At 40.0% G+C, this 26,312-nt stretch carries 19 protein-coding genes; 6 read left to right on the forward strand and 13 right to left on the reverse strand.

Annotation, left to right across the window (positions count from 1 at the left end; all coding sequences use genetic code 11):
• Positions 1–15: 15 nt before the first annotated feature.
• The gene (locus GJV22_RS08820; RefSeq protein WP_163711820.1) at positions 16–2,532 is read right to left on the reverse strand and encodes an ATP-dependent Clp protease ATP-binding subunit; all 2,517 of its coding nucleotides are present in this window, start codon (positions 2,530–2,532) and stop codon (positions 16–18) included.
• Positions 2,533–2,810: 278 nt separating this feature from the next.
• On the opposite strand from GJV22_RS08820, the gene gyrA reads away from it, so the two are divergent.
• Positions 2,811–5,351 (forward strand): DNA gyrase subunit A, encoded by a 2,541-nt coding sequence (gyrA, locus tag GJV22_RS08825; RefSeq protein WP_163711822.1) that lies wholly within the window; start codon positions 2,811–2,813, stop codon positions 5,349–5,351.
• Between the two features lie 71 nt (positions 5,352–5,422).
• Positions 5,423–6,604: a tetratricopeptide repeat protein gene (locus tag GJV22_RS08830; protein WP_163711824.1), complete on the forward strand. Its 1,182-nt coding sequence runs from the start codon at positions 5,423–5,425 to the stop codon at positions 6,602–6,604.
• A 682-nt stretch (positions 6,605–7,286) separates the two neighbouring features.
• Here GJV22_RS08830 and GJV22_RS08835 read toward each other — a convergent pair.
• From GJV22_RS08835 to GJV22_RS08880, 10 genes are all read right to left on the reverse strand, one after another.
• Complete coding sequence (locus GJV22_RS08835) at positions 7,287–7,466, reverse strand: hypothetical protein (protein WP_163711826.1); 180 nt, start codon at positions 7,464–7,466, stop codon at positions 7,287–7,289.
• A gap of 96 nt (positions 7,467–7,562) precedes the next feature.
• Entirely contained in the window at positions 7,563–8,033 is a 471-nt protein-coding gene (locus tag GJV22_RS08840; RefSeq protein ID WP_163711828.1) for a methylglyoxal synthase, read from the reverse strand.
• A 170-nt stretch (positions 8,034–8,203) separates the two neighbouring features.
• On the reverse strand, positions 8,204–8,713 hold the full coding sequence (locus GJV22_RS08845) for a flavodoxin (protein WP_163711831.1): 510 nt from the start codon (positions 8,711–8,713) through the stop codon (positions 8,204–8,206).
• A gap of 10 nt (positions 8,714–8,723) precedes the next feature.
• Positions 8,724–10,769, reverse strand: a complete 2,046-nt coding sequence (locus GJV22_RS08850) for an alpha-ketoacid dehydrogenase subunit alpha/beta (protein WP_163711834.1) — start codon at positions 10,767–10,769, stop codon at positions 8,724–8,726.
• Positions 10,770–10,774: 5 nt separating this feature from the next.
• Positions 10,775–12,073 carry a dihydrolipoamide acetyltransferase family protein gene (locus tag GJV22_RS08855; protein ID WP_163711837.1) on the reverse strand — a complete coding sequence of 433 codons (1,299 nt, stop codon included), beginning with the start codon at positions 12,071–12,073 and terminating at the stop codon, positions 10,775–10,777.
• 179 nt (positions 12,074–12,252) lie between these two features.
• Positions 12,253–12,426, reverse strand: coding sequence for a hypothetical protein (locus tag GJV22_RS08860; RefSeq protein WP_163711841.1), 174 nt, complete (start codon positions 12,424–12,426; stop codon positions 12,253–12,255).
• Between the two features lie 371 nt (positions 12,427–12,797).
• Positions 12,798–14,072, reverse strand: coding sequence for a serine hydrolase domain-containing protein (locus tag GJV22_RS08865; protein WP_163711843.1), 1,275 nt, complete (start codon positions 14,070–14,072; stop codon positions 12,798–12,800).
• 50 nt (positions 14,073–14,122) lie between these two features.
• Positions 14,123–15,034 (reverse strand): dihydroorotate dehydrogenase, encoded by a 912-nt coding sequence (locus GJV22_RS08870; protein WP_163711847.1) that lies wholly within the window; start codon positions 15,032–15,034, stop codon positions 14,123–14,125.
• A complete protein-coding gene (locus GJV22_RS08875) occupies positions 15,022–15,801 on the reverse strand; it encodes a dihydroorotate dehydrogenase electron transfer subunit (RefSeq protein WP_163711850.1) in 780 nt (259 codons plus the stop codon). Before GJV22_RS08875 ends, GJV22_RS08870 begins: the two co-directional genes overlap by 13 nt.
• 36 nt (positions 15,802–15,837) lie before the next feature.
• Entirely contained in the window at positions 15,838–16,287 is a 450-nt protein-coding gene (locus GJV22_RS08880; protein ID WP_163711853.1) for a helix-turn-helix domain-containing protein, read from the reverse strand.
• A gap of 792 nt (positions 16,288–17,079) precedes the next feature.
• Here GJV22_RS08880 and GJV22_RS08885 point away from each other — a divergent pair.
• Positions 17,080–18,297 carry a metallophosphoesterase gene (locus GJV22_RS08885; RefSeq protein WP_163711856.1) on the forward strand — a complete coding sequence of 406 codons (1,218 nt, stop codon included), beginning with the start codon at positions 17,080–17,082 and terminating at the stop codon, positions 18,295–18,297.
• On the opposite strand, the gene GJV22_RS08890 is transcribed toward GJV22_RS08885, so the two are convergent.
• Entirely contained in the window at positions 18,274–21,141 is a 2,868-nt protein-coding gene (locus tag GJV22_RS08890; protein ID WP_163711859.1) for a TolB family protein, read from the reverse strand. The two genes, GJV22_RS08885 and GJV22_RS08890, sit on opposite strands and share 24 nt — an antisense overlap.
• Before the next feature lie 86 nt (positions 21,142–21,227).
• Entirely contained in the window at positions 21,228–21,902 is a 675-nt protein-coding gene (locus GJV22_RS08895) for a hypothetical protein (RefSeq protein WP_163711862.1), read from the reverse strand.
• A gap of 208 nt (positions 21,903–22,110) precedes the next feature.
• On the opposite strand from GJV22_RS08895, the gene GJV22_RS22155 reads away from it, so the two are divergent.
• From GJV22_RS22155 to GJV22_RS08910, 3 genes are all read left to right on the forward strand, one after another.
• On the forward strand, positions 22,111–23,043 hold the full coding sequence (locus GJV22_RS22155) for a helix-turn-helix transcriptional regulator (protein ID WP_205461801.1): 933 nt from the start codon (positions 22,111–22,113) through the stop codon (positions 23,041–23,043).
• Positions 23,044–23,135: 92 nt separating this feature from the next.
• The gene (locus tag GJV22_RS08905; protein ID WP_163711865.1) at positions 23,136–25,202 is read left to right on the forward strand and encodes a hypothetical protein; all 2,067 of its coding nucleotides are present in this window, start codon (positions 23,136–23,138) and stop codon (positions 25,200–25,202) included.
• A gap of 59 nt (positions 25,203–25,261) precedes the next feature.
• Entirely contained in the window at positions 25,262–26,308 is a 1,047-nt protein-coding gene (locus GJV22_RS08910; protein ID WP_163711868.1) for a DUF6340 family protein, read from the forward strand.
• The last annotated feature ends 4 nt before the right edge of the window (positions 26,309–26,312 follow it).

Here is a 26,312-nt window from a genome sequence, read left to right on the forward strand (position 1 = left end):
GGCTTTTCTATTTAGTTATGCTTTTTGAGCTGTTCCTAAGATCTTGACTTTTATCTTCTCGTTCTTTTTATCGAATCCGATCGAAACGGTGTCTCCCTCGGTAACGGAAGCCCGAATAATAACTTCGGCCATCTCGTCTTCCAGGTATTTCTGAATAGCCCGCTTCAAAGGGCGTGCACCATATTGGGTGTCATAACCTTTTTCAGCTATAAACTCTTTCGCTGCTTTCGAAATCTTCAGCTTATAGTTCAGCGCTGCAACCCTGTCATACAACCCTTTCAATTCAATATCGATAATTTTGAAGATATCTTCTTTGGATAGCGTGTTGAACATGATCACATCGTCGATCCGGTTAAGGAACTCAGGTGCAAAGGCACGTTTCAAAGCTTTTTCGACGATATACTTCGCATGATCTGATTCGTCTTCAACCGTTTTTGAGGTCGAGAATCCAACACCACGGCCAAATTCCTTCAACTGGCGAGAACCAATGTTTGAAGTCATAATGATAATCGTGTTTTTGAAATCGATGTTTCGTCCCAAACTATCAGTCAAACGGCCTTCGTCCAAAACCTGAAGCATCAGGTGGAAGACATCAGGGTGTGCTTTTTCAATTTCATCGAGCAGCACAACCGAATAAGGTTTACGACGTACTTTCTCGGTCAACTGGCCACCTTCTTCGTATCCGATATATCCCGGAGGTGCTCCGACCAAACGTGATACCGAGAATTTCTCCATGTATTCACTCATGTCGATGCGAATTAACGAATCAACACTGTCGAATAAGTATTTTGCAATTACTTTCGCCAATTGTGTTTTACCAACACCGGTCGGACCCAAAAAGATAAAGGTACCAATTGGTTTGTTGGGATCTTTCAAACCTGCACGGTTCCGTTGAATCGCTTTTACGATCTTCTGAATCGCCTCATCCTGACCAACAACTGAACCTTTCAGTTTCAGCCCCATATTCATTAGGCGTTTGCCCTCAGCCTGTGCAATCCGTTGAACCGGAACACCAGACATCATCGCCACAACTTCGGCAACTTTTTCCTCCGAAACCACTTCGCGATGACTTAACAACTCTTTTTCCCAGGCTTCTTTTTCCTGATCAAGCTGTTGCAACAAATTCTTTTCTTTATCGCGGAAACCGGCAGCTAATTCAAAATTCTGGCTTTTTACAGCTTTGATTTTTTCTTCACGGGTATTCTCTATTTTTTGTTCCAGTTTGACGATTCTATCAGGAACATTGATGTTTGCAATATGCACACGTGAACCAGCTTCATCCAAAGCATCAATTGCTTTATCCGGTAAAAAACGATCGGTAATATAGCGCGAAGTCAACTTCACACAAGCCGCAATCGCTTCAGGTGTATAAATTACATTGTGGTGATCTTCGTAACGTTCCTTGATGTTATTCAGAATCTGAACGGTTTCTTCATCCGAAGTAGGCTCAACCATCACTTTTTGGAAACGCCTTTCCAAGGCACCGTCTTTTTCGATTTGCTGACGATATTCGTCAAGCGTCGTCGCTCCGATACATTGAATCTCACCTCTGGCCAGTGCCGGTTTCAGCATGTTGGCAGCATCCAGTGATCCGGTTGCGCCGCCTGCTCCAACAATGGTGTGAATCTCGTCGATAAACAAGATTACATTATTTACTTTCGAAAGCTCATTCAAGATAGCCTTCATTCTTTCTTCAAACTGCCCACGGTATTTGGTACCTGCAACAATCGACGCAATATCCAGACTCACGACACGCTTATCGAAAAGCACGCGAGAAACTTTTTTCTGAATAATACGAAGAGCCAGCCCTTCTGCAATTGCAGACTTACCAACACCCGGTTCACCAATTAAAATTGGGTTATTCTTTTTCCGGCGAGAAAGGATTTGAGCCAAACGTTCAATTTCCTTTTCACGGCCAACGATTGGATCAAGACTATTTTCTTCGGCTGCTTTGGTGATATCAACACCAAAATTATCCAGCACAGGAGTTTCAGACTTATTTGATCCGGGTTTCTTTTGTGAGCCGGAAGAAGGAGATTTTGAGAATGGATCATCAGCTTCATCATCATCTTCACCACCAAATTCTGATTTAGCCTCCGGTTGCTTATAATCTTCCAACCGTGACTTTAGAATATAGTAATTGATGTGATATTCGTTTAAGATACCGGAGATCTGACTGTCCTTATCCTTTAGGATAGCCAGCAACAGATGCCCAGTGCTGATTGTTTGGCTATTGAGCGCACGCGCTTCTAAATAAACCAGTTTCAGAGCTTTTTCTGCAGATTTCAAGAGTTGTACCGAAGCTTGCGGATCAATTTCTTTGTCGGTTCTAAGCTCGCTTTCAACGGCCGTTTTAACCTCTGATAAGTCAATTCCTAAACCAGTTAAAATGTCAATAGCAATACCTTCACCATCTCTCAAAATTCCCAGAAAAATATGCTCCAACCCAATTTGTTCGTTCCCTAAACGGATCGCTTCTTCGCGACTGTAGGAAAGTACATCTTTTATTCTTGGAGAGAATTGAGAATCCATATGCATTAGATTATATTGTTATGGTTTTTTCTGTAACAAAATTCAATCCGAAAAGGTTGTTCCGAATCTTACTGTAAAAATAGCATTTATCCTTTTAAATTTACACAAAAGGCGCTATGGCAAGGTTTTGGGCTTATTGATTTTTTAAACATTGTGCTGTTGAAATTTAATTCCCCTGGTAGCATTAAAAAGCAAGTATTTCCGCCTGTATTAACAGTATTTTTTTATTTTTGTAAGTCGTTTTTTTTACAAGTAAAAATCTTTGAAAGGAGCATTAAATGACTGAAGGCGAAAGAATTATTAAAATTAATATTGAGGAGCAAATGAAAACTGCCTACATCGATTATTCGATGTCGGTAATTGTTTCACGTGCTCTGCCAGACGTTCGTGACGGTCTAAAGCCTGTTCACCGCCGTGTTTTATTCGGTATGAGCGAGTTAGGAATCTTATCCAACAGACCATATAAAAAATCAGCCAGGATAGTTGGTGAAGTTTTAGGTAAATATCACCCGCATGGTGACTCATCAGTTTACATGACCATGGTACGTATGGCGCAGGATTGGTCGCTGCGCTACCCGCTAATTGACGGACAAGGTAACTACGGATCAATTGACGGGGACAGCCCGGCAGCGATGCGTTATACAGAAGCCCGCATGGCAAAGATTGCTGAGGAAACGCTTAGCGATCTTGACAAAAACACAGTTGATTTTCAACCGAACTTTGATGAGTCTTTAGGTGAACCAACCGTTCTGCCAACCCGAATTCCGAACCTTTTGGTCAATGGAGCTTCCGGTATCGCAGTAGGTATGGCTACAAATATGCCTCCTCATAACTTATCAGACACTATTGATGCCATTGAGGCATACATTGATAATAAGGACATTGAGATCGCTGATTTAATCCCGATTATTAAAGCACCGGATTTTCCAACAGGTGGAATTATCTACGGTTACAAAGGGGTTGAAGAATCTTATGAAACAGGTCGGGGCCGTGTTGTTATTCGTGGTAAAGCTCATATTGAGACTTACGGAAACGGACGTGAACGAATCATTGTAACCGAAATTCCATACTTGGTAAACAAAGCCGAGTTGATCATCAAAATCGCAGAATTGGTGAATGACAAAAAGATCGAAGGAATCTCAAATGTCAACGATGAATCGGACCGTGATGGAATGCGTATTGTAATCGACATTAAGAGAGATGAAATATCCAACGTCGTTCTTAATAAGTTGTACAAATACACGCAGTTACAGACTTCTTTCAGCGTAAACAACATTGCACTGGTCAAAGGCCGTCCAAAGTTGCTTAACCTGAAGGATTTAATCCACTATTTCGTGGAACACCGACACGATGTTGTCGTGCGTCGTACGCAATATGAGTTGGAACAAGCAGAAAAAAGAGCACACATCCTCGAAGGGTTAATAATTGCTTCAGACAACATTGACGAAGTCATTGCGATTATTCGTGGTTCAAAAACACCGGATGAAGCGCGCGAAGGATTGATCAATCGTTTCAACCTCTCTGAAATTCAAGCACGTGCAATTGTTGAAATGAGATTGCGTCAGTTGACAGGCCTCGAACAAGACAAGCTGCATCAAGAATATGAAGATATCGTTAAATTCATTGAACGTTGCTGTGAAATCCTGGCAAACGAGGAGCTTCGGATGCAAATTATCAAAGATGAGCTGACAGCGGTTCGGGAACAGTATGGTGACGAACGCAAAACCGAGATTGTCCCCAATGCTGAAGAATTCAATCCCGAAGACTTCTATGCTGATGAAGAAATGGTGATTACAATTTCTCATTTAGGTTACATTAAACGTACGCCGTTAACTGAATTCAAAACGCAGGGAAGGGGCGGTGTTGGTTCAAAAGGAAGTAACACGAGGGATGAAGACTTCCTTGAGCATCTTTTTGTGGCTACCATGCACAATACGTTATTGCTCTTCACCGAAAAAGGAAAATGTTTCTGGCTGAAAGTTTATGAAATTCCGGAGGGAACAAAAACAAGTAAAGGCCGGGCAATCCAGAACCTGCTTAATATTGAGCAAGACGACCAGGTTTTAGCATATATTAATGTGAAGCGTTTGGATGATGAGGAATACATCAACAACAACTTCATCATTTTATGTACCCAAAAAGGTGTTATTAAGAAAACATCGCTGGAAGCATATTCTCGCCCTCGTCAAAATGGAATTAACGCAATCACCGTTCGCGATGGAGACCATTTATTGGAAGCTCGTTTAACGAACGGAAATCATGAAATAATGATTGCTGTGAAATCCGGTAAAGCTATTCGTTTCCACGAAAACATTGTCCGTGCAATTGGGCGGACAGCATCCGGAGTGCGCGGTATAACCCTTGGAAATGAAGATGATCAGGTGGTTGGCATGATATCTGTAGAAAATCAATCCGAAGACGTTCTTGTCGTTTCTGAAAAAGGTTTCGGAAAACGTTCTTCAATTGAAGACTATCGTGTTACCAACCGCGGTGGTAAAGGAGTTAAAACAATTAATGTGACCGAAAAAACCGGAAGCTTAATTGCTATTAAGAGTGTTTCAGACGCGAACGATTTGATGATTATCACTCAAAATGGTATTACAATCAGGTTACCCATCTCTGCAGTTCGGGTAATGGGACGTGCTACGCAGGGCGTTCGACTGATTAACTTAAGAGGTGATGATGCGATCGCGTCGATTGCACGAGTTGAGTTTGAAGAGGATGAGGTAACAACAATCGAGGATATCGAAATCGATGATGTTACTGGATCAGACGGTCAGGAAAGCTCAGAATCTTCTGAAAATGAAGATCAAGAATAAACAGCAATTTGTTTGCACGACAATAAAAATTAAATTTGAAGCAAAAAAAGTATCTTAAATTAACTATGATGATGAAGAAGACTATCTTATTGTTAGCCATATTAATTTCGACCGTGGCTGGCTCTTATGCTCAAAAGGGCAAAGTATCCAGTGCTCAAACGTTGAAGGAGAGCGGGAAATTAGATAAGGCACTGGAAGCGATCAATGAAGCTATTGATCCAAATAACCCTAAAGCTGAAAAATCAATTCCATGGTCAAGAACTTGGGAAGTACGTGGTGAGATTTATCACGAGCTTTATAAAACCAAGGATGAAAATTTTAAAAAGCTTGCTGAAAATCCACTGGAAACATCATTGGAATCATTCGAAAAAGCGATTGAATTAGACACCAAAGGTAGCGGTAGCAATGGTGTAAAAATCAATTTAACACTGTTAATCAATGATTTTACAGATCAAGCTGTTAAAGGTTTTAATGACAACGATTATAACATTGCATTGAAATCATTCGAAAAGATCCTGGAAATTCAACAACTTCCTTTAATGCAAGAAGATCCTGCGTCTGTTGATACTGTTATTATTTTCAACGCTGGACTAGCTGCTTACAACGCCGAAAAATACGACAAGGCGATCGAGTACTACAAAGAAGCTGCAAAATATGAATACAACGGCGCACGTACTTACGAATTGATTAATGCCTGCTATTTGGCTGAGCAAGATACAGCTAGCGCGTTGACTACTTTACAGGAAGGTTTTGAAAAGTATCCTGAAAACAGCGCATTGCTTGTACAGATGATCAACATCTACATGAATGCCAACAAAACTGATGATGCCATGAAATACCTGGAATTGGCAATCGAACAAGACCCGGAGAATGCATCGTTCTATTTTGCAAAAGGAGCATTGAATGACAAATTGGGAAATACAGATGCCGCAATTCAATCTTATGAGAAAGCGTTGGAATTGAAAGACGATTATTTTGATGCTTATTATAACTTAGGAGCTATCTATTATAATAAAGGTGTAAAACAACTGGATGTTGCGAATGCAGTTCCAACAAACCAACCTGATAAATACGAAGAAGAAAAAGGTAAAGCAGATGTTGAATTCAAGAAAGCAATTCCTTATATGGAAAAAGCTTCTGAAGTAAATCCTGAAGATACTTTCTCTTTGGAATCTCTAAAACAATTATACTATCGCTTAAAAATGATGGATGAGTTTGATGAGGTAAACAAGAAACTCGAAGATTTGAAATAATCTTAGAAATATAAGAGAGGGATTTATTCCCTCTCTTTTTATATCTATATAAAAAACATAATATCAACTATAAGACAACACTATATAATTAAACTGCATGGTGAGATCTGAAATTATAGTAATTGGACAAATAATCAACTCTCTGCTTAAAGATGCCTCAAGGCAAGTATTTTGAAACCCTGGCATACTTTGACAGTCTTTTACCTATCGATTAGTTTTAATGACACATTTAAGCTTCTCAACTTGTCCCAACATCCTGGTAAGGTTCTTTTCCTACCAAATCCCAAATTCGAATGTATACCGGCAAGTAGCAGTTCAATTAAAAATATCGGAAGGATTTCCACTTAATTATGTTTGCAATATTTAGTGGGAAGCTCGTTCGTAGTTCTATAGTGTTTCCTTGAAAATTTCTTCTGATGTTACGACAGTGAAAATTCTGTTGATGTTAAAATAGACTACGAATAATCGAGAGATACATTGGCACCGTCACTAATAAACATGGAATCGCTATACTTTACATTTGGACACATGAGACACATTTGTGAATCTATTAAGTAATTCATTTGCAGCGATTTGTACTATAATGAACTGTGCGGTAAAAAAAATCTGAAAAGCAAACTACTTTCAGGATCAAGTATAATTAATATTTGTAAATTAGAATAAACCGGATCTATCTGACTTTTTAATTCGTCCGGAGTGTGTAAAATTCTTCTAAGCCCAGATTAATAATATCTTGGATATCTCTGATTACTTTCGATTTTGGTCTACGCTTAAAAGCTCGGTCATCATCACGCTTTTTAGACATGATATCTTTCAAAAGATACATGGCTTTAATCATTTTTCTTAATTTTTCTTGTTCCATGGCGTTTAGTCTTTTAACCAAATTTACAACCTTCTTTGGAATCAAGAGTTTACCGATAAATTATGACTTTCTTAAGAAAATGTAAAGCACATGTTACTAAAGATCTACTTCCCTCTTAATATAACTTGAATAATCTTTCAATATCGGTTTGTAACTTTCATGAAATAAGTCAGATGAGATGATAAAATCAGCAGTAGAGCGATTCGGAGCGGTAGGAATATTGTACAACGTTGCAATACGTAATAGTGCTTTTACATCTACATCATGAGGTTGTGGCTGCATTGGATCCCAAAAAAAGATCAGTAGGTCAACACTGCCTTCACAAATTAATGCTCCAAGCTGTTGATCTCCTCCCAGCGGCCCAGACTTCAAACGGGTTACTTCAGGTGGAATTTCGTCATTTTGGTGACACTTTTTTTCGACGGTTTCCTGGATCAATTTGCCTGTTGTACCGGTACAAACCAAACTGTGGGGCATCAATTCTTTCCAGTTATAGGCAACCCACTCCATCATGTCTTTTTTTCGGTGATCGTGCGCAACTAACGCAATTGTCTTTTTCTTTTTCATTTCTCTTTCTGTTTTTTCATCGTTAAATCCGGTGCAAAATTAGTTCATTAATTCATACTTGATTGTCTTCTTTATAAATTCACCTGAGTTACTTAACAGAAAGGTAGCACAAAAAAAAGAGCACGATAATAATTACCGTGCTCTTGAAAATAGAATTATTGTAGGTTCTTCTATTTGAACTCTTTTTTGAGGCTTTCAACCCATTTTTCAACCCGGCCTTTAGTTAGCCTTGGTTGATTTTCCTGGTCGATGCAAAGACCGTAAAATTCGTTATCTCCGCATTCAGCTCTCGATCCTTCATAAGTGTATCCTTCACGAGAAGTGTGACCAACAACTGTTGCGCCACGAGATTCAACCAATTCAGCAAAAATGCCGACTCCATCGTTGAAATTTTCCGGATAGCCTTTCTGATCTCCTAAACCGTAGATGGCAAATTTCTTCCCTGATAAATCCAGGTCCTCAATCGCCGGGACAAACTCATCCCAGTAATTCGGCAATTCACCATCCCACCATGTAGCCACTCCAATAATATAATTATCAAACTTTAAGAAATTCTCTTCGTCTACCTCTTCGGCATTCACTACTTCAAGGTTTTCACGACCAAAAGCCTCTATTATTTTCTCACTTACTTTAGAGGTTTTATTTGTATGGAAACTATAAAATATACCTGTTTTGCTCATGATTTTCTTTTTAGTATGCGATTAATTCTTTTGCTGCAGCCACAATCTTATCCGTATTTGGTAAGATTGCTTTTTCCAGAATACGGTTGAACCCAACCGGCATATAAGGCGATCCAATACGTTTAACCGGAGCATCCAGGTATTCAAAAGCTTCCTCCATAATCATTGATGTGACTTCTGAGCCAAAGCCGGCAAAGACTTTATCTTCATGAACAACCATTACTTTGTTTGTCTTTTTCACTGAATTCAGAATTCCTTCTTTATCCAGAGGTACGATAGAACGTAAGTCAATTACTTCCACGTCGATTCCTTCTTCAGCCAACTTCTCAGCAGCCTCGAGACTGTGAATCAATGTATTTCCATAAGTAACCAAAGTTAAATCCTTTCCGGGACGTCGAATGCGACACTTGCCGAAAGGAACTTCGAAATCATCAGGAACCGCAGCAGCAGCCTGAGGTGCATTGTAAAGCGCTTTAGGCTCCATGAACACGGTCATACCACGGGAACGCATTGATGTCCGCAGTAGTCCGGCAGCATCGTCTGCAAAGGTTGGATATACGATGCGTACACCCGGGATAGTTGCCAGCGCACCTTCGATATTTTGAGAGTGATATAAACCACCACCGATGTAACCACCAGATGCCAAACGAATAGTCATGTTTGGAACGAACTGCCCGTTAGATCTCCAGTAATCGTGACTAGACTCAACGTATTGCTCCATAGCCGGCCAGAAGTAATCGGCAAATTCAGCACCTTCAATAACGATCCGAATTTTGTCGTTAAAACGACTCATACCATTGGCTGTACCAACAATGAAATCTTCAGCAATCGGCGCGCTAAAAACACGTTGATCACCAAACTCCTGTTGCATCCCCTTGGTAACGTTAAATGCACCACCTTTTTCCTTATTGGCAACGTCTTGTCCCCAAATGAAGGTATCCGGGTTTTCACGGAATTCTTCTTTCAATGTTTTGTTGATGGCATCAACTAACTTGATTTTTTCACCATCTGCATCATGCGTTCCTTCCGGATATTTCTCAGCTTTGTAAGGCTCTGGCATTACAAAATCGAATATTGTCGCCGGATCAGGATCCGGAGCTTTCATCGCTTTCTTGTGCGCATCTTTTACAATGGCTTTCGCATCCGCTTCAACGGCAGCCAATTCTTCTTCTGTAAAACGCTTGTATTTCAAAAGCATCCGAGTGAATTTCGCCAGCGGATCGTAAACACGAACGTAATTACGCTCATTCTCGCTACGATACAACTCGTGACGGTCTGAGTTCGAGTGAGATTCCATTCGGACACAGTTGGCCTGAATAATTACAGGCTCACCTGCTTCCAATACATGCTTCTTGGCCTCAGTCATAGCATTCATTGAATCGAAAATGTCTTTTCCGTTACAATGAATAATCCTCAAATTTTTGAAGCCACTGAAGTTATTAGCTGTTTTACGGGTAGCCGTTTGCATGTTTTTCGGTACTGAAATACCGTAACCATTATCCTGCAAAACAAAAATTACAGGAAGTTTCTCACGCGATGCTCCGTTAATCGCTTCATAAACGTAACCTTCCGATGTTGAAGATTCACCATGCGACGTGATTGAAACACCTTTCTGACCGTAATATTTCAGTGCACGGGCAACACCCACTGCATGCAAGTCGTGGTTTCCGGTACAGCTCGAAACATTGTGAATATTCCACTCCGGTTTCGCAAAGTGGTTCGACATGTGACGACCTCCACCAGCAACATCAGTAGCTTTCGAAATACCATTCAGAATGATTTCTTCAGCTGTTAAACCGGCCGAGAAACACGTCATCATATCACGATAGTAAGGAAAAAGGTGATCGGTTGCGCGATCAAAAGTCTGGCCAATCGCGAACTGAATTCCATCATGCCCGGCATAAGGGGCATGATAAGACCAACCAATAGCTTGTTTCAGGTAATTTGGAGCTCTTTCGTCAAGTTTGCGGCCTACAACCAACGTTGTATACCACTTGAGAAGGGTTTCCTTATCAACATTCTTTATCGTATAAATTTTAGGATAGATACTGCTCATTTGGATTAAATTTTTCTGTTTACGTCAAATTCTTCGAGAAGGTCAGCAATTCGTCTGATAAAGGCACCGCCCAATGCACCATCGATAATTCGGTGGTCGTAAGAAAGTGACAAGAACATTTTGTGACGAATAGCAAAAACATCGCCTGCAGGAGTTTCAACCACTGCTGGTTTTTTAGTGATGTTTCCTGTTGCCAGGATGGCCACTTCTGGTTGATTGATAATTGGCGTACCAATATCGTTTTTGAATGTGCCGAAGTTGCTAATACTGAATGTACCGCCTGAAATCTCATCCGGACCTAATTTATTTGAACGGGCACGGTTTGCAAGGTCGTTCATCGATGATGTTAAACCTACCAGGTTTTTCTGATCAGCGTCCTTAATTACCGGAACAATCAGGTTTCCGTCTGGTTTAGCAACGGCAACACCAATATTTACTCGACCACGAAGAATAATTTTATCTCCATCAACCGAAGCATTCAACATTGGGAATTCGCGTAAGGCAGTTGCAGCAGCTTCGATAAATACTGGCATGAAAGTTAATTTCTGACCGTATTTAGACAGGAATTCATCTTTTACTTTGTTTCTCCAAAGAACAACGTTTGTTACATCCGTTTCAACAACTGAAGTAACGTGTGGAGCTGTTGTTACCGACTGAACCATCCGTTCTGAAATAATCTTACGGATCCGGTCCATTTCAACTACTTTATCGTCAGCCCCCACTGTAATATTCATTTTCGGAGCTGCTGGTTTTGGAGCTGAAGCAGCTGTTGCTTCGGCTTTTGCCGCAACCGGAGCCTCTTTTTTCGCTCCTTTTCCTGCCATATAATCCAAAACATCTTGTTTCTGAACACGACCGCCAGCGCCACTACCTTCAATTGTTTCCAATTCTTTTAAAGAAATATTTTCTTCTTTGGCAATCGATCGCACAAGTGGAGAGTAAAAACGGGTAGATTCTTTAAAGTCAGCGGGAGCTTTTTCCTCTGCTGTTTTCTCAGTTTTGGCTTCTGTATCGGCTGAATCAGTAGTTGTTTCGCTTGCGGAACTGGAATCGTCATCATCGTCGTCAGTCTGGATGATGGCAACAATATCTCCGACGGGAACAATTGAATCAACTTCAAACAGAATTTTTTTAATTACACCGTCAACGGGTGAAGGAATTTCTGAATCAACTTTTTCTGTAGCGATTTCGAAAAGCATATCGTCCTCTTCAATCTTGTCTCCTTCTTTTACAAACCACTTTGTAATAGTCGCTTCCTGAACACTTTCGCCCATTTTGGGCATTTGGATTTTAAACTCTGACATTTTCCAATTTATTTATTTAACACTTTATTATCTGGAATTTTCACCACCTTAAACACACAGCAATTCGAAATGTTCAAGCAAAATCAGACTTTACAGACCTTTGATGTGGCCTCATAAAGCTGGATTTTCAGTGGCTGAAAATATGCGAATAAAATTAACGGGGATTTTATAAGCTGAAATCAGTTTTTGATAACTATTTTATCAAAAACTCCGACAATTTCTGCCGGATTATTGGTCGCGCGTAATTCCGCTTCCAATGGAGTCGTGTCCTTTTCGACAATCATCAAACATTTCTCAAGAATTTTTCTGAATTCATCTTCTGCAATTTCCTTTTGAAGTATACCTTTTTTCATGCATTTGCAGAAATATTTCGACAATTTTTGGACTGAATAATATAAATCGGGTTTAAGGATTTCAATTGAAGTTTGAAAATTGGGCGCCCCCATATTTATCTTTTTTGAGTATAGAAAATCAAATTGGGCTAATTTGAGTCGAACATCTTGACTGAGGTATTGGTTGGGAGGACATTCGTTGATCGTTGGAATGGAATATTGAGGATCAACATTAAATACATACTTTTCTTGCGCTTTTGCACAGAAACAACAACAACCAGCAAAAAAAACAAATAACAGTATCCTCATTACGCCCCCTAAATTTCCCTCCTAAATTAGGAAGATTAAGGCAACATGAAAATTAAAAGACGTTAAAATTTATTAAATGGCTCTCAATTAGAGCGTGCCAACGGAAGTGTGTGGATCGGATAATAGTTGAACAGATCCTGTTTAGGCCAATCTTTAACCTTGTGACATATTTTTGCCATTAGCGAGTTGATATCATTGGCCAGCAGTGATCCTTTCCAGCTACTGGTATTCGAGATGAATATCCAGGTTAATCCGTCATCCATTCGTTTAATCATGGCTGATGTTCCGGCCATACTACCTGTTCTGATCCAGTTACCGTTATTGAAAGTGGTTTTCCAGCCCAGTGGCCCTTTTGCATAAGTATTGTCAGTCATTTCCAAAATTGAAGCAGGTTTCAGGATGTCTTTCACACCTGGCTCTCCGTCAATATAGGTGATCAACCGGGCTAATTCAATCGCTGAGCAAATCCATCCTCCGGCGGCACCCAAGAGCTCAACAGGGTTTCCGCCATTCGATTTTTCAACCATTTTCCCCGAACCGGTATATTCAGGAACTAACAAACTACCCTCTGTTTCAAAATAACATACTTCGTTTTCACGCTTGTTCTTTTGGTAGCTATTGCCCAAATGCATATCGGTAATGCCATTTGGAATAAGAATATTATCCTGAAGGAAGTTTTCGTACGGCTCGCCACTTACAGTTGCCACAACTGCACCTAATAACATATATCCCATGTTTGAATAGGACGTTCGGCTACCCGGATAGAATGACAATCGTCGTGAGGCTATGAATTTATAATAGGACTGAATTGTTGCCGGAGCTTCGTCGCCAACTTTTTTAGCGACTGTTAATGAATTAAAGGCCGGATCGCCATAACGTTGCGACCAACCTCCGGAGTGCGCCAACAATTGACGAACGGTTATTTTATAGATTCGTTTATCGCGTACTTTGTTGAAAATGGAATCCTTGATGATGCCTTTCGGACCAAAAACAGTGTCGTCCAGTTTGAGTTTATTTTCTTCGACAAGTTTCATGATCGCAACGGCTGTCAACAACTTGGACACGCTGGCCACACGAAACAAATTTCCAGGCTGTACAAGTTCTTCCTTTTCATTTGCAGAGCCAAAACCTTGCGCATAAACCAGCTTTTCGTCTTTTACAACAGCAACAGAAACCCCCTGCAACGCCCACTGCCGACGAAAACGGTTCACTTGTTTCTCAATATACCCGGAACCGGAAAAATCAGAAAGTTCGTTTGTAATCCGATTATTGAGTCCTTGTAATTCGAGTTGGTAATATGGTGGTATCTGCTTATGGGTATGGTAGCTCTTTGAACTATAGCTAAATACCAAAACCATAATTATAAATAGATACTTAATAAACCTCACGTTACAATTGTTAATTCAGTTTAAACTTGTAAGGCGCCAATGATCTCATTTACAGAACTAAATTTGTGGCGCTCTAAATAATCATTAATTCCATCGACTATTTGAAGGGGTATCGTTGGATCGATAAAAATAGCTGTTCCAACCTGAACCGCTGTAGCTCCTGCGAGCATGAATTCGATGGCATCAGTTGCATTCATAATACCTCCCATGCCGATTACCGGTACTTTTACCGCTTGTGCAACCTGCCAAACCATGCGCAACGCAATTGGTTTAATTGCTGGTCCCGATAATCCACCTGTAATGGTTGATAAAACCGGCTTTCGGCTCTCTGCGTCAACAGCCATCCCCAAAAAGGTGTTTACAAGTGAAACGCTGTCGGCACCCTGACCTTCAACTGCCTTGGCGATTTCTGCAATATTCGTTACGTTAGGCGACAGTTTCACGATCAGCGGCTTGCTATAGACCGCTCTCACTGCTTTTACCACAGCTTCAGCCGATGGACAACTAACACCAAAGGCCATTCCACCTTCTTTTACATTCGGGCAACTAATATTCAACTCAATTGCCGGAATTTTGTCCAACTCATTGATACGTTCTGTCAATTCTACGTACTCTTCAATGGTTGATCCGTTTACATTGACTATGAAATTCGAATCAACATCTTTTATAGTCGGATAAATATTCTTAACGAAGTTATCAACCCCTTTATTTTGCAGTCCCACCGCATTCAGCATCCCTGAAGGCGTTTCGGCCATTCTTGGGTAATCATTTCCTTCGCGATGTTTAAGTGTAGTACCTTTCATAACTACACCTCCCAGCTTAGACAGATCGACAAAATCAGCAATTTCCTGTCCGAACCCGCAAGTTCCGGAAGCAGTCATCACCGGGTTTTTAAAATAAAGATCTTTAATTTTTATGCTTAAATCTGCCATGTCAAATCATTAATATTAAACACCGGTCCGTCGGTGCACACACATTTATGTCCTGAGGTTGTTTTTTCCACACAGCAAAGGCATACACCAAAGCCGCAAGCCATCATATTTTCAAGCGATACTTCACAGAAAACTCCGGCTTTGGCCGCATCAGCAGCGACCGCCTTCATCATCGGGTTTGGTCCACATGTGTAAACCTTGTCGAATTCAGATAGTTTACTTTTGTATACAGGGTGATTTGTAACAAATCCCTTCTCTCCAAGGCTACCATCCTCCGTTGTGAAGTAGAAATTACCGTTTGCTTTATAGGCACTGATATCAACATGGTCCTTATCGCTTCGTGCACCTAGCAAAACATGCACCTGATCCGTATTGAGGCCACAAACCTTCGAGAGGAAAAGCATTGGAGCAACACCGCTACCACCGCCGATCAATAAAACTTTATCGGTGGGTTCAGGCATTTTAAAGCCATTCCCAAGGGGGTAAATTACACTAATCTTATCTCCGGCTTCGTAGGTTGTCAAAACTTTAGATCCTCGTCCGAGAATCTTCACCAACAGTGAAAATTGCTTTTTAGCAGGGTCGATATCCAAGATCGAGAATGGTCTTCTCAAAAATATCTCTGATGCCTTTTTAATTTCAACATTCACAAACTGGCCGGGGTATATAGGCGGCAATTCGCTTTCCGATTGTAAAACCAAGCGAAAATTGTCATGATTTAGTTGTGTATTTTCAACGAGCAAAAGCTCCTGGACAGTTTTTCTCATTCCAAGTTCAATTTGCCGGCAAATATAGGAGAAAAATCAGTTAGATGGTAGGTATTGTTTAAAAGTTTGGTCCGTGTAAAACACCACGATGCGTTCAATTTCTTTGTTTAATGGTGGCACCATGCTCTTCACAATCTCAGGCGTGGGTGGATTGCTGTTAATAACTTCAGCTTGCTTTTCCTCTTTAATCACGGGAGGATCCTCTATCGGCGCCCGCTGTTCCGGTTCTTGCTTAGGCGGCTGAGAATCGAATAAATCGGCTTTTTTAGGTACATCTCCAATCAGCATATCACCTTGTCCTGTAATCAACCATTTGGCGTTTATATCGGGAAAAGTCTCCAGCAATTTACTAATGAACTGGAAGCCGGGTTTATTTCGCCCCTGAAGCACATGAGTCACATTAGAGCGCTGCACGCCGATGGTATCGGCTAACTCCGAAGAACTGATTTGCTTATAGTCCATTATTTGCTTAATCCTGATATTCATAAATGTCAATTATTGTATTCACAAATATAAAACACAAAAAGAAACATTCAAAATACATATGTGAATTGCATTGAGATACATTTGTGAATATACAAATATGAATAAGAACCAGATATCTGCAAGATTCGCATAAATACCTCCGATTACACTTCAAGTGAATCACGCAAAATACTGATAAATAGCAACATAGTAGAAATATTTTTACGAATATAGCTCTCTTTTTGGGGGATTATCACTTATTCTTCATCTTACTATTCAAATAAAGCTAATTTAAATCTGATTACAAGTACTTTATGTGAAAATACAATTGATTTAATATTACCCATTGCTTAGTGTTTACAGAAATTAATTGTATTGATTATTAATGTCATTTTTGCGTTAAAATTCTGTAACTACGCTGTTTATTCGTCAAGTTACTTTTGTAACAATATCAAAGAGCAGCACCAATCTCACTATTTACTTTTTAGAATTTAGATTTTTCTACAGTATGAGGAGAGGTATTTCTGCCGATTACAATCTTCAATTTGGGAATTTTAGTTGATGAGCTGATTTAGTCTAAATCCGGATGCTATTTGTGTGCAGTTGGGCATCTATTTCATTCTATTCAATTCTGGCGAGCTTAATTCTCTCTTTTATAGCACCTAATATACTTTATTTCAACTCAATAGACACATATCCAAAGTAGGCAACGTTCTGTTAGTCCAGAGAAATTCAACAAACTTTACCCATTTTAAATCATTTAGCAGTCCAGTATTGTTATTTTTAGTATCGAAATCATTTATTCAAACTAATATGCGCGGAATACCCGGATCTGGAGTTATCGTTTTTTTTCTGGTCATAATCCTGATTGAAGTGCTTGCCTATTTGGGAATTCTTCAGTTAATATCAGGTAAACGGCAACGAAAGCTGGGATCCATTATTTATGGATTCACAACCATGAGCTTTCTGGTTATTTGGATGATCGCATTTTTCAATCCTGAAAAAATAAGACAAACGACAGATTACACTTTTTTCTATTTCGTGATTGCCCTTTCGGTCATGAATTTATTCCCGAAAGCTTTGATGGCACTGGCAACAATCATATCGTTTCCATTTCGGATGCTGCGGGATCAATTTTTATCGAAACTGATTTTACTTTCCGGCGTACTGATCAGCTTGGGGATAATCCTAAGCGTTGCCTATGGAATTACTTTTGGAAAGGAAACTTTGCAGACGAACAAAGTCGATCTTTATTTGGATTCGCTTCCACCGCAGCTCAACCAGTTAAAGATCGTTCAAATATCTGACTTTCATTTAGGCTCTTTCAAAAGTGATCAATTTCTACAAACAACGACTGCTGAGATTAATCGTTTGAAGCCGGATTTGATCGTTTTTACCGGCGATATGGTAAATAATTATTACCAGGAAATGATTGGCTTTGAGAATGCATTGAAAGAAATGAAGGCTCCGTACGGGAAGTTTGCCATCTTTGGCAATCACGACTACGGCGACTATTCGAACTGGGATGAGCCGGAGGACAAAGCAATCAATCATGCTAAAGTTTCCCAGAAAATTAGGGATGCCGGGTTTAAGCTTTTACAAAACCGAAATGAGAAAGTTGAGATGAATGATACGAGCCTATACATTGTTGGTGTTGAAAACTGGGGGCATAAACCTTTTCCTCAGTATGCCGAATTAGACTCAGCAATGCAAAATGTTCCGGCTCCAGCATTTAAAATTTTGCTGACACACGACCCGGCACATTGGGAAGCCGAAGTTCTCCCAAAAACGAATATTGCGTTGACTCTCTCGGGACACACGCATGGTGGTCAATTCGGATTAAAAATTGCCGGCATTACGTTTAGCCCAATGTATTTGGCTCAAAAATTCTGGGCTGGTTTGTACCTAAACAATAATCAATATCTGTACGTCAATCAAGGTTGGGGATGCGTTGGCTTTCCGGGAAGAATTGACATGAACCCGGAAATTACCCTGCTGACATTACATTCAAATCGCATCGAAACTAATTGAAAACAGAACCTCAAAGCGGAACTCTTCGAAGTCAGGCAGGTAAATGGAACGTAAACCCAACGAGACCGGAGCAGGCAAGCGCAAGAAGTGCCCATCACCAGTCAATTCAAGTCCAACCGAAGTAAGGTATTTTTTATAGATACTGTGCACTGAGCCATCTTCATTATAGGTATACCCCTTCAACGATGAAAAGTCGTAAAATAGTGAAGTCCTCAAACGTTTCAGGAAAAACAACCGGCTCAAACTAAGATCCGGATACCACAGAGGCATGACGTAATCTGCTCCCAAAGTATACAAATCGGTGTTACTGATTCGTTGAATTCCTCTTGGAAACCGCACGACATCAGAGAACGAAATATCCAGGTCGGTATTCTTTTTTTGAAATCCATTGTAGATGCGAATACCCTGATTTCTCCAGATTCCAGGGAAATACAGGTATGTTTGGAGCGCTTTTAAATCGCCAATACCGGTGCCCCCGTTTGGGCTGTGTTTGTAAGCCACATCCACGACTTGTGCCAAACGGGGAATAATATCCAACTCTGCGCTTCTCAGTACGTTTTGGAAATAGAGTCGGTAATTTACTGCGTGATAAAATCCCTGATAAAATTCATCAGGTGTCGTCTGGTCATGAGAAATTTGAGTGAAGTTATAACGAATTTCAGGCCGAATCAGTTGACTGTACTTTCCCTCGCTAAATTTTAGCGGCACGCGAACTCCTAACTCATACGATAATTCGTTCCATGAAAACGTATTGGTGATAGTATCGCCATTCTCCTGTATTATTCTATATCTCGATTTCCGTTTACCATAATTGACCTCGCCATCCAAGACAGGAAACAGACCTGTGTATTCAAAGTTGGCTTTTACCTTTCCTGTCCTTTCCGACATATCATATTCATAGCCCAAATTAGTCGTTGCCGTTCCCAGCTTGTTTTGCGAAAAAAGAGAAACACCTGGCCGAACTTCGTAATCGTTCAAATTGATGTAAGCTGGAGCCCAGCTGTGAAAATTGAATAGATGAGCCAGTTTTCTGTAAGGTTTAGACCGATAGTCTGCCTGATCATCCTCTGACAAGTTCAGAACAACGGCTTCTTGTTTTGCCAAAGAATCAGCCAAGGGATTGGAAAGCATTACCTTGCCTGTTACTGGAATATTCAGGAAATCGGAAGAACTTAATTTTGCCAATTGATAACCATTAGCTGAATAATCACTGAAAAACAGGGCATGGTCAGATGCGACAGCATAATCAGCTCCAAACTCAACACTCGTGAGTTGCTTAATTGAATTGTCTTTTAAATCCAAACAGAAGATATTGTCAATACCTGTTTCAGCCGATGTGTAAAACAGTTGGTTATTTTTGCAGGAAAGATTTCGTATGTCATATAAAACTGGGGCTGTCAACTGCTTAAATTGGCTATCTACCAAGTCTAACTGCCCAAAATATTTCCCTTGACTATTGAGGGCTATGAAGTACAGAGATTGCCCATCTTCACTCCAGGTTGGACTCATCACAAAATCATTCTGAGGCATACTAAATTCATCCACCAAAATCCCACGTTTAAGGTCCCGTATCTGAAGTTGATAGTGATTTTGATTATCGACAGACACTGCTGCAAATGAATTCATTGATGGCGAAATAACCGGACTAAACAATTTTGAATCAGGGCGAAACTCACATTTCGTCATTGTTGCCTGATCAAAAACTACAACGACTGAATAGTCTGCGTGCGTCCATCTAATATCGGGGCGTCTCTCCGACCAAATTAATTTATGACCTCTTCCAGAGAAAGATTCGGAGAGAATTGTCCCGGGAGTAAAAAGGGTTACTTCTCTCCCATTATCAAACGAGATTATTCGCCCAACATCATCTCTACTTTGCTTATATGCAACCAGTTGTTCATCACCAACAATACTGAGATACAAATAATTGACAATCCGATCTTCTTTTTTTATCAAGTTAACGTGTGGGCTAAATTTCAGGCGCTCCAATTCTCCTTGCCACTCAGATTTGTATTCCTGAAACAAGTCCTTGTAAAGTGCTTCTTTATTTTTCCCGGTCTGTTTTTTCAACACTGAATTTACCGGGTTAACTGACAGTGGTGAGCGGGCTACGTGGTTTAAAACATCCGACCAAATTTGAGAACCATATTTTTGCCGAATCCCACCGGCAAACCACCAGCCAAATTTGTATCGGTTAGGGACAAAATCTTTGTATGAGCCCAAGGTAGCCTTGTCATAGGAATACACGCCTTTTTGAAGCAGCTGCGCTTTATTCTCCATCAGAAAATTGGGGTCTCTTCCACGGCCTGTTTTTGTCAATGCTGTCTCCGAGATGACGGCATCACCCTCCAAAAACCAAAATGGCAAATAGGCTCCAACAACAGCAGCGGCGGCCTGTTCGCCGAATATCACCTTAAATATTCCGGGAAGTTCCTGTTCAATTTTATCCATCTGAACAACATGCCGAAACTCATGAACAGCTAACTGTTCAATCCAATCTTGAGCATAAATTCGTTGATTTGGCGTCGGGTATAATTCCATCCTCTTTGGCGACCAGGCAACCATTCCGTTGGAGTTGATCGTGTGTGTATGCAAAACTACCGAGATTTTACGAGGCGGACTTTCCAAACTTATATAGCCATGCTCGTACACTTTCTCCAACATTGCAGCCAGTTTTTTGGCTTGCGATTCGTAGTCGTCCGGGAAAATGATTTGAAAATTCTCAGACACAATCTGGCGCCAAACGATTTTCCCGGGATCCGAGCCAGTTGAAAAATACTGCGCCTGAACCGGAAAGTACAAAACGAAAAGTAAAAATAGCGCTGTGAGTTTAATACGAATCATCGGCATTATACTGGAATTGAGTTTGAAAATATAAAAAAAGGCTGGTAAATATTACCAGCCCATCACATTTTTCACTTATTTTATTTTTAGTAATCAATCGTTCCGTTTTCTTTATTTAATGCTGCCTGATACAAACTGGCGAAAGATGAGTGAATCCATATCAGCGCCGGTAAAATACCGACAATCAAACAGATAATTCCAGCAATGCCAATGAAAAATGACGCAATTGCCATAAATAAAATTGTGAATCCTTTTCCTTTAGTCAGCTTCCAGCTTCGCTCGATGGCCTGCACCCCGTCCAGGTTCTCATCCATAACTAAATAAGGAACGAATGCCAGCCGACAGGCGATAACGATCCCGGGAATAATGAAAAACAAAATACCTACGAAAATCAAGACCGTATGTAAAAGGTTCGCCAAAATGACGTTTAAATAATTCCGGAAACCATCAAACATCTTTTTGATGTCAATTTCCTTGTCTCGAACGGCATCCAGATAAATTAACTTGGAACCATAAGTGATAACGGGCATTACCAGAAAAGCATACGCCACCCCTATAAATGCCAGGAACAGAATAACGGGTAGAAGGTGCCAATCCATATTGTCAGATGAAAATTTAATACCTCCACTGGGACCTTTAAAGAAGCCGACAATGATTACGACGAGCAACAAATACATGAAATATTTTTTCATGACCTCCCAACCATTGCTGAAGCTGCCACCAAAGGTTGGTGTTAAACGGGTGTAATTGATAAGTTCCATCTTTTCATATTTTAAAATTCTACTTCAAACTTAGGGTTTCACCGCTATATTTCCTTCAGACTTTAGTCGTGTTTTGCAAATACTAAACTTTAGTAGTGGCTCAAAATCAATAAGAAATGAATTATAAGACTAAAGTAGGGCAAGCCTGAAGAATCTTTTTCCTATTTTGGTATCATAAACTTACGCCACTCTCGTAAAAACACTGGATGTGCAATTCATTATTTTCATCACATTGCTATTTTTATCTTTCGGGCTTTCAGCGCTTGGAATTATTACCTCGTACAGGTTAAAAAGTAATCCATTAATCGCATTTGCGTCAACACTTTTTTACTGGAGTACTTTTATGACCGCATTTGGATTCTATGGGATATGGGGAATGATTTTTTTTCAATATCTGGCGCGAGCACCCGAATTGTCAACACCTTTTATTCAAAACCTGATCAGTGTAATTCCCGCCTTGGGATCACCACTATTACTCGTTTCCTGGTTTTTGATGATTCGATTCGCATTTGAATTCTCAAAACTGCAATTCCCAAGACTATTGACATTCATCTATTTTGGATTGGCACTACCGCTTTTGATCATCTTTCTTTACTTGATTAAGATCAACTTGCCAACCGACGATTTTGATATGAACCAGTTGTACAAAATTGTTCTAATCATCCATTTTACCTGCTATTTAGGTGTGTCTGCAGTCTTAATATACGGCCGATCAAAACAGAAGAACATCATCTCTCCTTCCCTGCTGATTATGAGCATTATTGCTCCTGCGACAATGTTTATAGCGCTATACTTTTTCCGCCATTCGCACTGGATTATCGAGCATCTATTCATCCTATGCTACTTTATTTCACCCGCATTGGTGCCAGCTATTATTTATTTCAAAATTGGTGATTTCGAAGTCAGAAAAGAAAGCGGAAATAGCTTCAGCCAATTCTGTGAACGTTACGAAATCTCGAAGCGGGAAGCTGAAATTGTAGAGCAAATCTGCAAAGGTAAAACGAACCAGGAAATTGCTGACTCACTATTTATCAGTTTACAAACGGTTAAGGATCATGCTTCGAGAATTTACTTGAAAACCTCGGTTAGTAATCGGGTACAATTAACCAATTTGGTAAGAATTCAGTTAAAATCTCCCTGATTAGTTTTAATCGACGTTTACTGCATTAATTTTTGAAGAAGTATGCTAATTTTGACTGGTACTCTCTAGTATTTAATCAATCAGAAGACCATTTGAAACTCTATTTTGAACAGACAAATTCATTACTCTATTTAATACCTGCCTTGATTTTGGCGGGTTTACTTGTTTTTATTACTTACAGGTCGAAGACGCAAAAAGAGTTTTACGCCAAAAGTCAGATCCGGATCTTAGCTAGTTTACGTTTTGTCTCTTTCTTTCTGTTAATTGTCTTGCTCTTGGCTCCGGCTATTCAATGGTATCAATATCACCGAATAAAACCAATCATTGTATTTGCCACTGATAATTCAGAATCGCTGAAAAATTACACAGAACTAAGCGAAGGGCTTATCAATAAGGCGAAAGAAGAGCTTGGTGATTTCAATGTTGAATACTGGACCTTTGGAGAAAAGGCCAAACAAAGCGAAAAAAACAACTATTCAGAACTTCGCTCAGACTACAGTAATTTATTTCAGACAGTCAATTCGACCTATTTACCTGAGAGTGTCTCAAGCATGGTGCTGGTTGGAGATGGGATTTTCAACACAGGTACCGATCCAACCTTTACCAGTCAGCAATTTCAATACCCGGTTTACACTGTTGGTGTTGGAGACTCTACAAGCCAGGTAGATGCCGCCATTTTAAAGGTCGTCACCAATCAAACAACTTTTCTAAACGATTATTTCCCCGTAGAGATAAATTTGTCCTATCAAAACCTTTCCGGAAAGGACTCGAAACTAAGTATTTGGCAGGGATCTGAAAAAGTGTTTGAGCGAAATTTAGCGGCCAAAGGAAATGATTTCTTTCACCAGGAATTTGTGCGACTAAAAGCAGAAAAAAGTGGCATTATTAATTACCGGATTCAACTGGAAAGTTTTAAAGATGAAAAGAATACCGAGAATAACCAGTATGAGTTCTCCATTCGGGTTCTTGACCAAAAGCAGAAGATTCTGCTTATCGGAAACGGATCTCATCCTGATCTGGCATCCATTATTAGGGTACTAGAACCACAAAGAAACTACAGTTATAAGCTTTTTACATCCGGTGAATCCAATCTCGACTTATCTGATTATGATTTAGTAATTGCCTACCAACTGCCAAACAACAGCAATGCGAAGAGCCTGTTATTACAGGAAATATCACAATTAAAGCTACCGGTGCTTTGGATCGTCGGATTGAAATCATCTATCCCATATTTGAACAAACAACAAACCGGATTTACCTTCGACAACAACCAGCAGTTTGAATTAGCGTCCGCTTTTGTAAATCCGCAATTTAACGTTTTCCAACTGGATGATTTTTGGCCAAATCAGATTGAAACTTGGCCGCCATTGCATGTTCCCTTTGCTGATATTCAATTATCCGGCGATTGGCAGACCTTGCTTAAGCAACGTATCCAAACAGTCAATTTGGAACGGCCTTTAATTAGTTTGGGGAGTACCGACGGTGTAAAAAATGCCCTGATTGCCGGTGAAGGTATATGGGGCTGGCGCATGAATGATTATTTGCAAAACGGATCGTTTGATGTTTTTGATGGCTTAATGTTAAAGCTGATTAACTATCTGATTTTAAAACCTAATCAAGATAATTTCACCGTCTATTTTCAACCCAAAAATGCAGAAGACCAAGAGGTTACTTTTGAAGCTGAATTACTAAATGCAAGCCTTGAACCTGTTACCGATCCGGATGTATCTATCCATATTATTTCAGATTCAGGAACAAGCTATGACTATGTTTTTGACAAATCTGTTGACCACTACGATCTGAATACTGGAAATCTACCTGTCGGGAGTTACTCGTTTGAAGCTTCTGCCCAATTGGGGACCCGATCATTTAAGGAAAATGGCACATTCCGGATTGACAAGTTACAGTTGGAACAAGCCGACCTGCAGGCCAATTTTAATTTACTTTACAAAATAGCAACAAATACAGGTGGTCAATTTGTAAGTTATGATCATTTTTCTGAAATAATTCAGCAAATAAAAAGAGACTCGGTCTCCCGGGAAAACAAAATCAAACAACTGATTTTTAAAGAATTTATCACACTGAAGTGGTTAGCCCTTGTTATTATTCTGCTTTTCAGTTTGGAATGGTTTTTGAGAAAATTTTGGGGCTCCTATTAGTCATCTGCAAAGATTTTCTAACTTACAGGGTTATTAGACCGATTCAATTTTAGAATATTATGAATACTACTAGAAACAAACAGCTGTTATACAGCCTTTTATTTTTGATGTTTCTTTTTTCTTCCTGTGCATCATCGTATAAAAATTTGCTGATTGAGACGGCTCGTCCATCCTCTCATATGCTCCCTGATGATATTAACAGTTTGACTTTAGTCAACCGGGGAATAACGGGCGACTTTCAAAACTTTGAGGCTGATAGTTTGCAACAATTTTTCTATTCCCGTGGTTTTGATTATAATTCAGTAGTGCTGGATAGTATGGCTGCTGATACTACGCTGAAAGCATTAGGAGAATTACTGTTTGAGTCTGGCAGGTATGATGTGGTAATTCCGGAAGAAAGATACCTGGATCGGAATAAGGCATTCTATTTAATGCCTGAAAAGCTGGATTGGGACGAAGTCTCAGAAATGTGCAATACATTCGATACCGACGCTCTGCTGGTTATTGAGCGCTATTACAATAAAATAATGACCAAATATAAAGTGTACGCGTCTCCTGATGGAACACCTCAATATGCATCTGCCTCAATTGATTCGAAGTACGATGCAGTGGTCAAGATATATGATCCTGCCCGAAAAGAGATTATTCGTCAGCTGGTGGTTGACGATACAATATCCTGGCAGGACGCTGATTCATCAACGAAAGCCCTTTTTTCGCGTTTACCAAAAATTAAAGACTGTTTGATCCAGACTGGTATTCAGGTTGCCTTGGAAATAGACAGTCATCTGTCACCTAGTTGGGTTAAAGAAAACCGTATTTTCTTTCTAATTGAAGATGGCGACGCTTCACGCATAAATAAACTGGCTGAAGAGCATAACTGGCAAGGTGCCTATGACTATTGGCTTTCATACTCCAATTCCGACAAAAAAGCAATAAAAAGCAAAGCTGAATTTAACTTATCCCTAGCCTCCGAAATGTTGGGTGACCTGGATTCAGCAGTTGAATGGGCAAACAAATCGTATTACACGAAATACATGCAGCAAACCCAAAACTATTTACTGAAACTGAAGCAACGACAAGAAGTACTGGAGCGATTCCAAAAATAAATAG

It is taken from the genome of Mangrovibacterium lignilyticum (genome assembly GCF_010882175.1).
GTDB classification, from domain to species: Bacteria; Bacteroidota; Bacteroidia; order Bacteroidales; family Prolixibacteraceae; genus Mangrovibacterium; species Mangrovibacterium lignilyticum.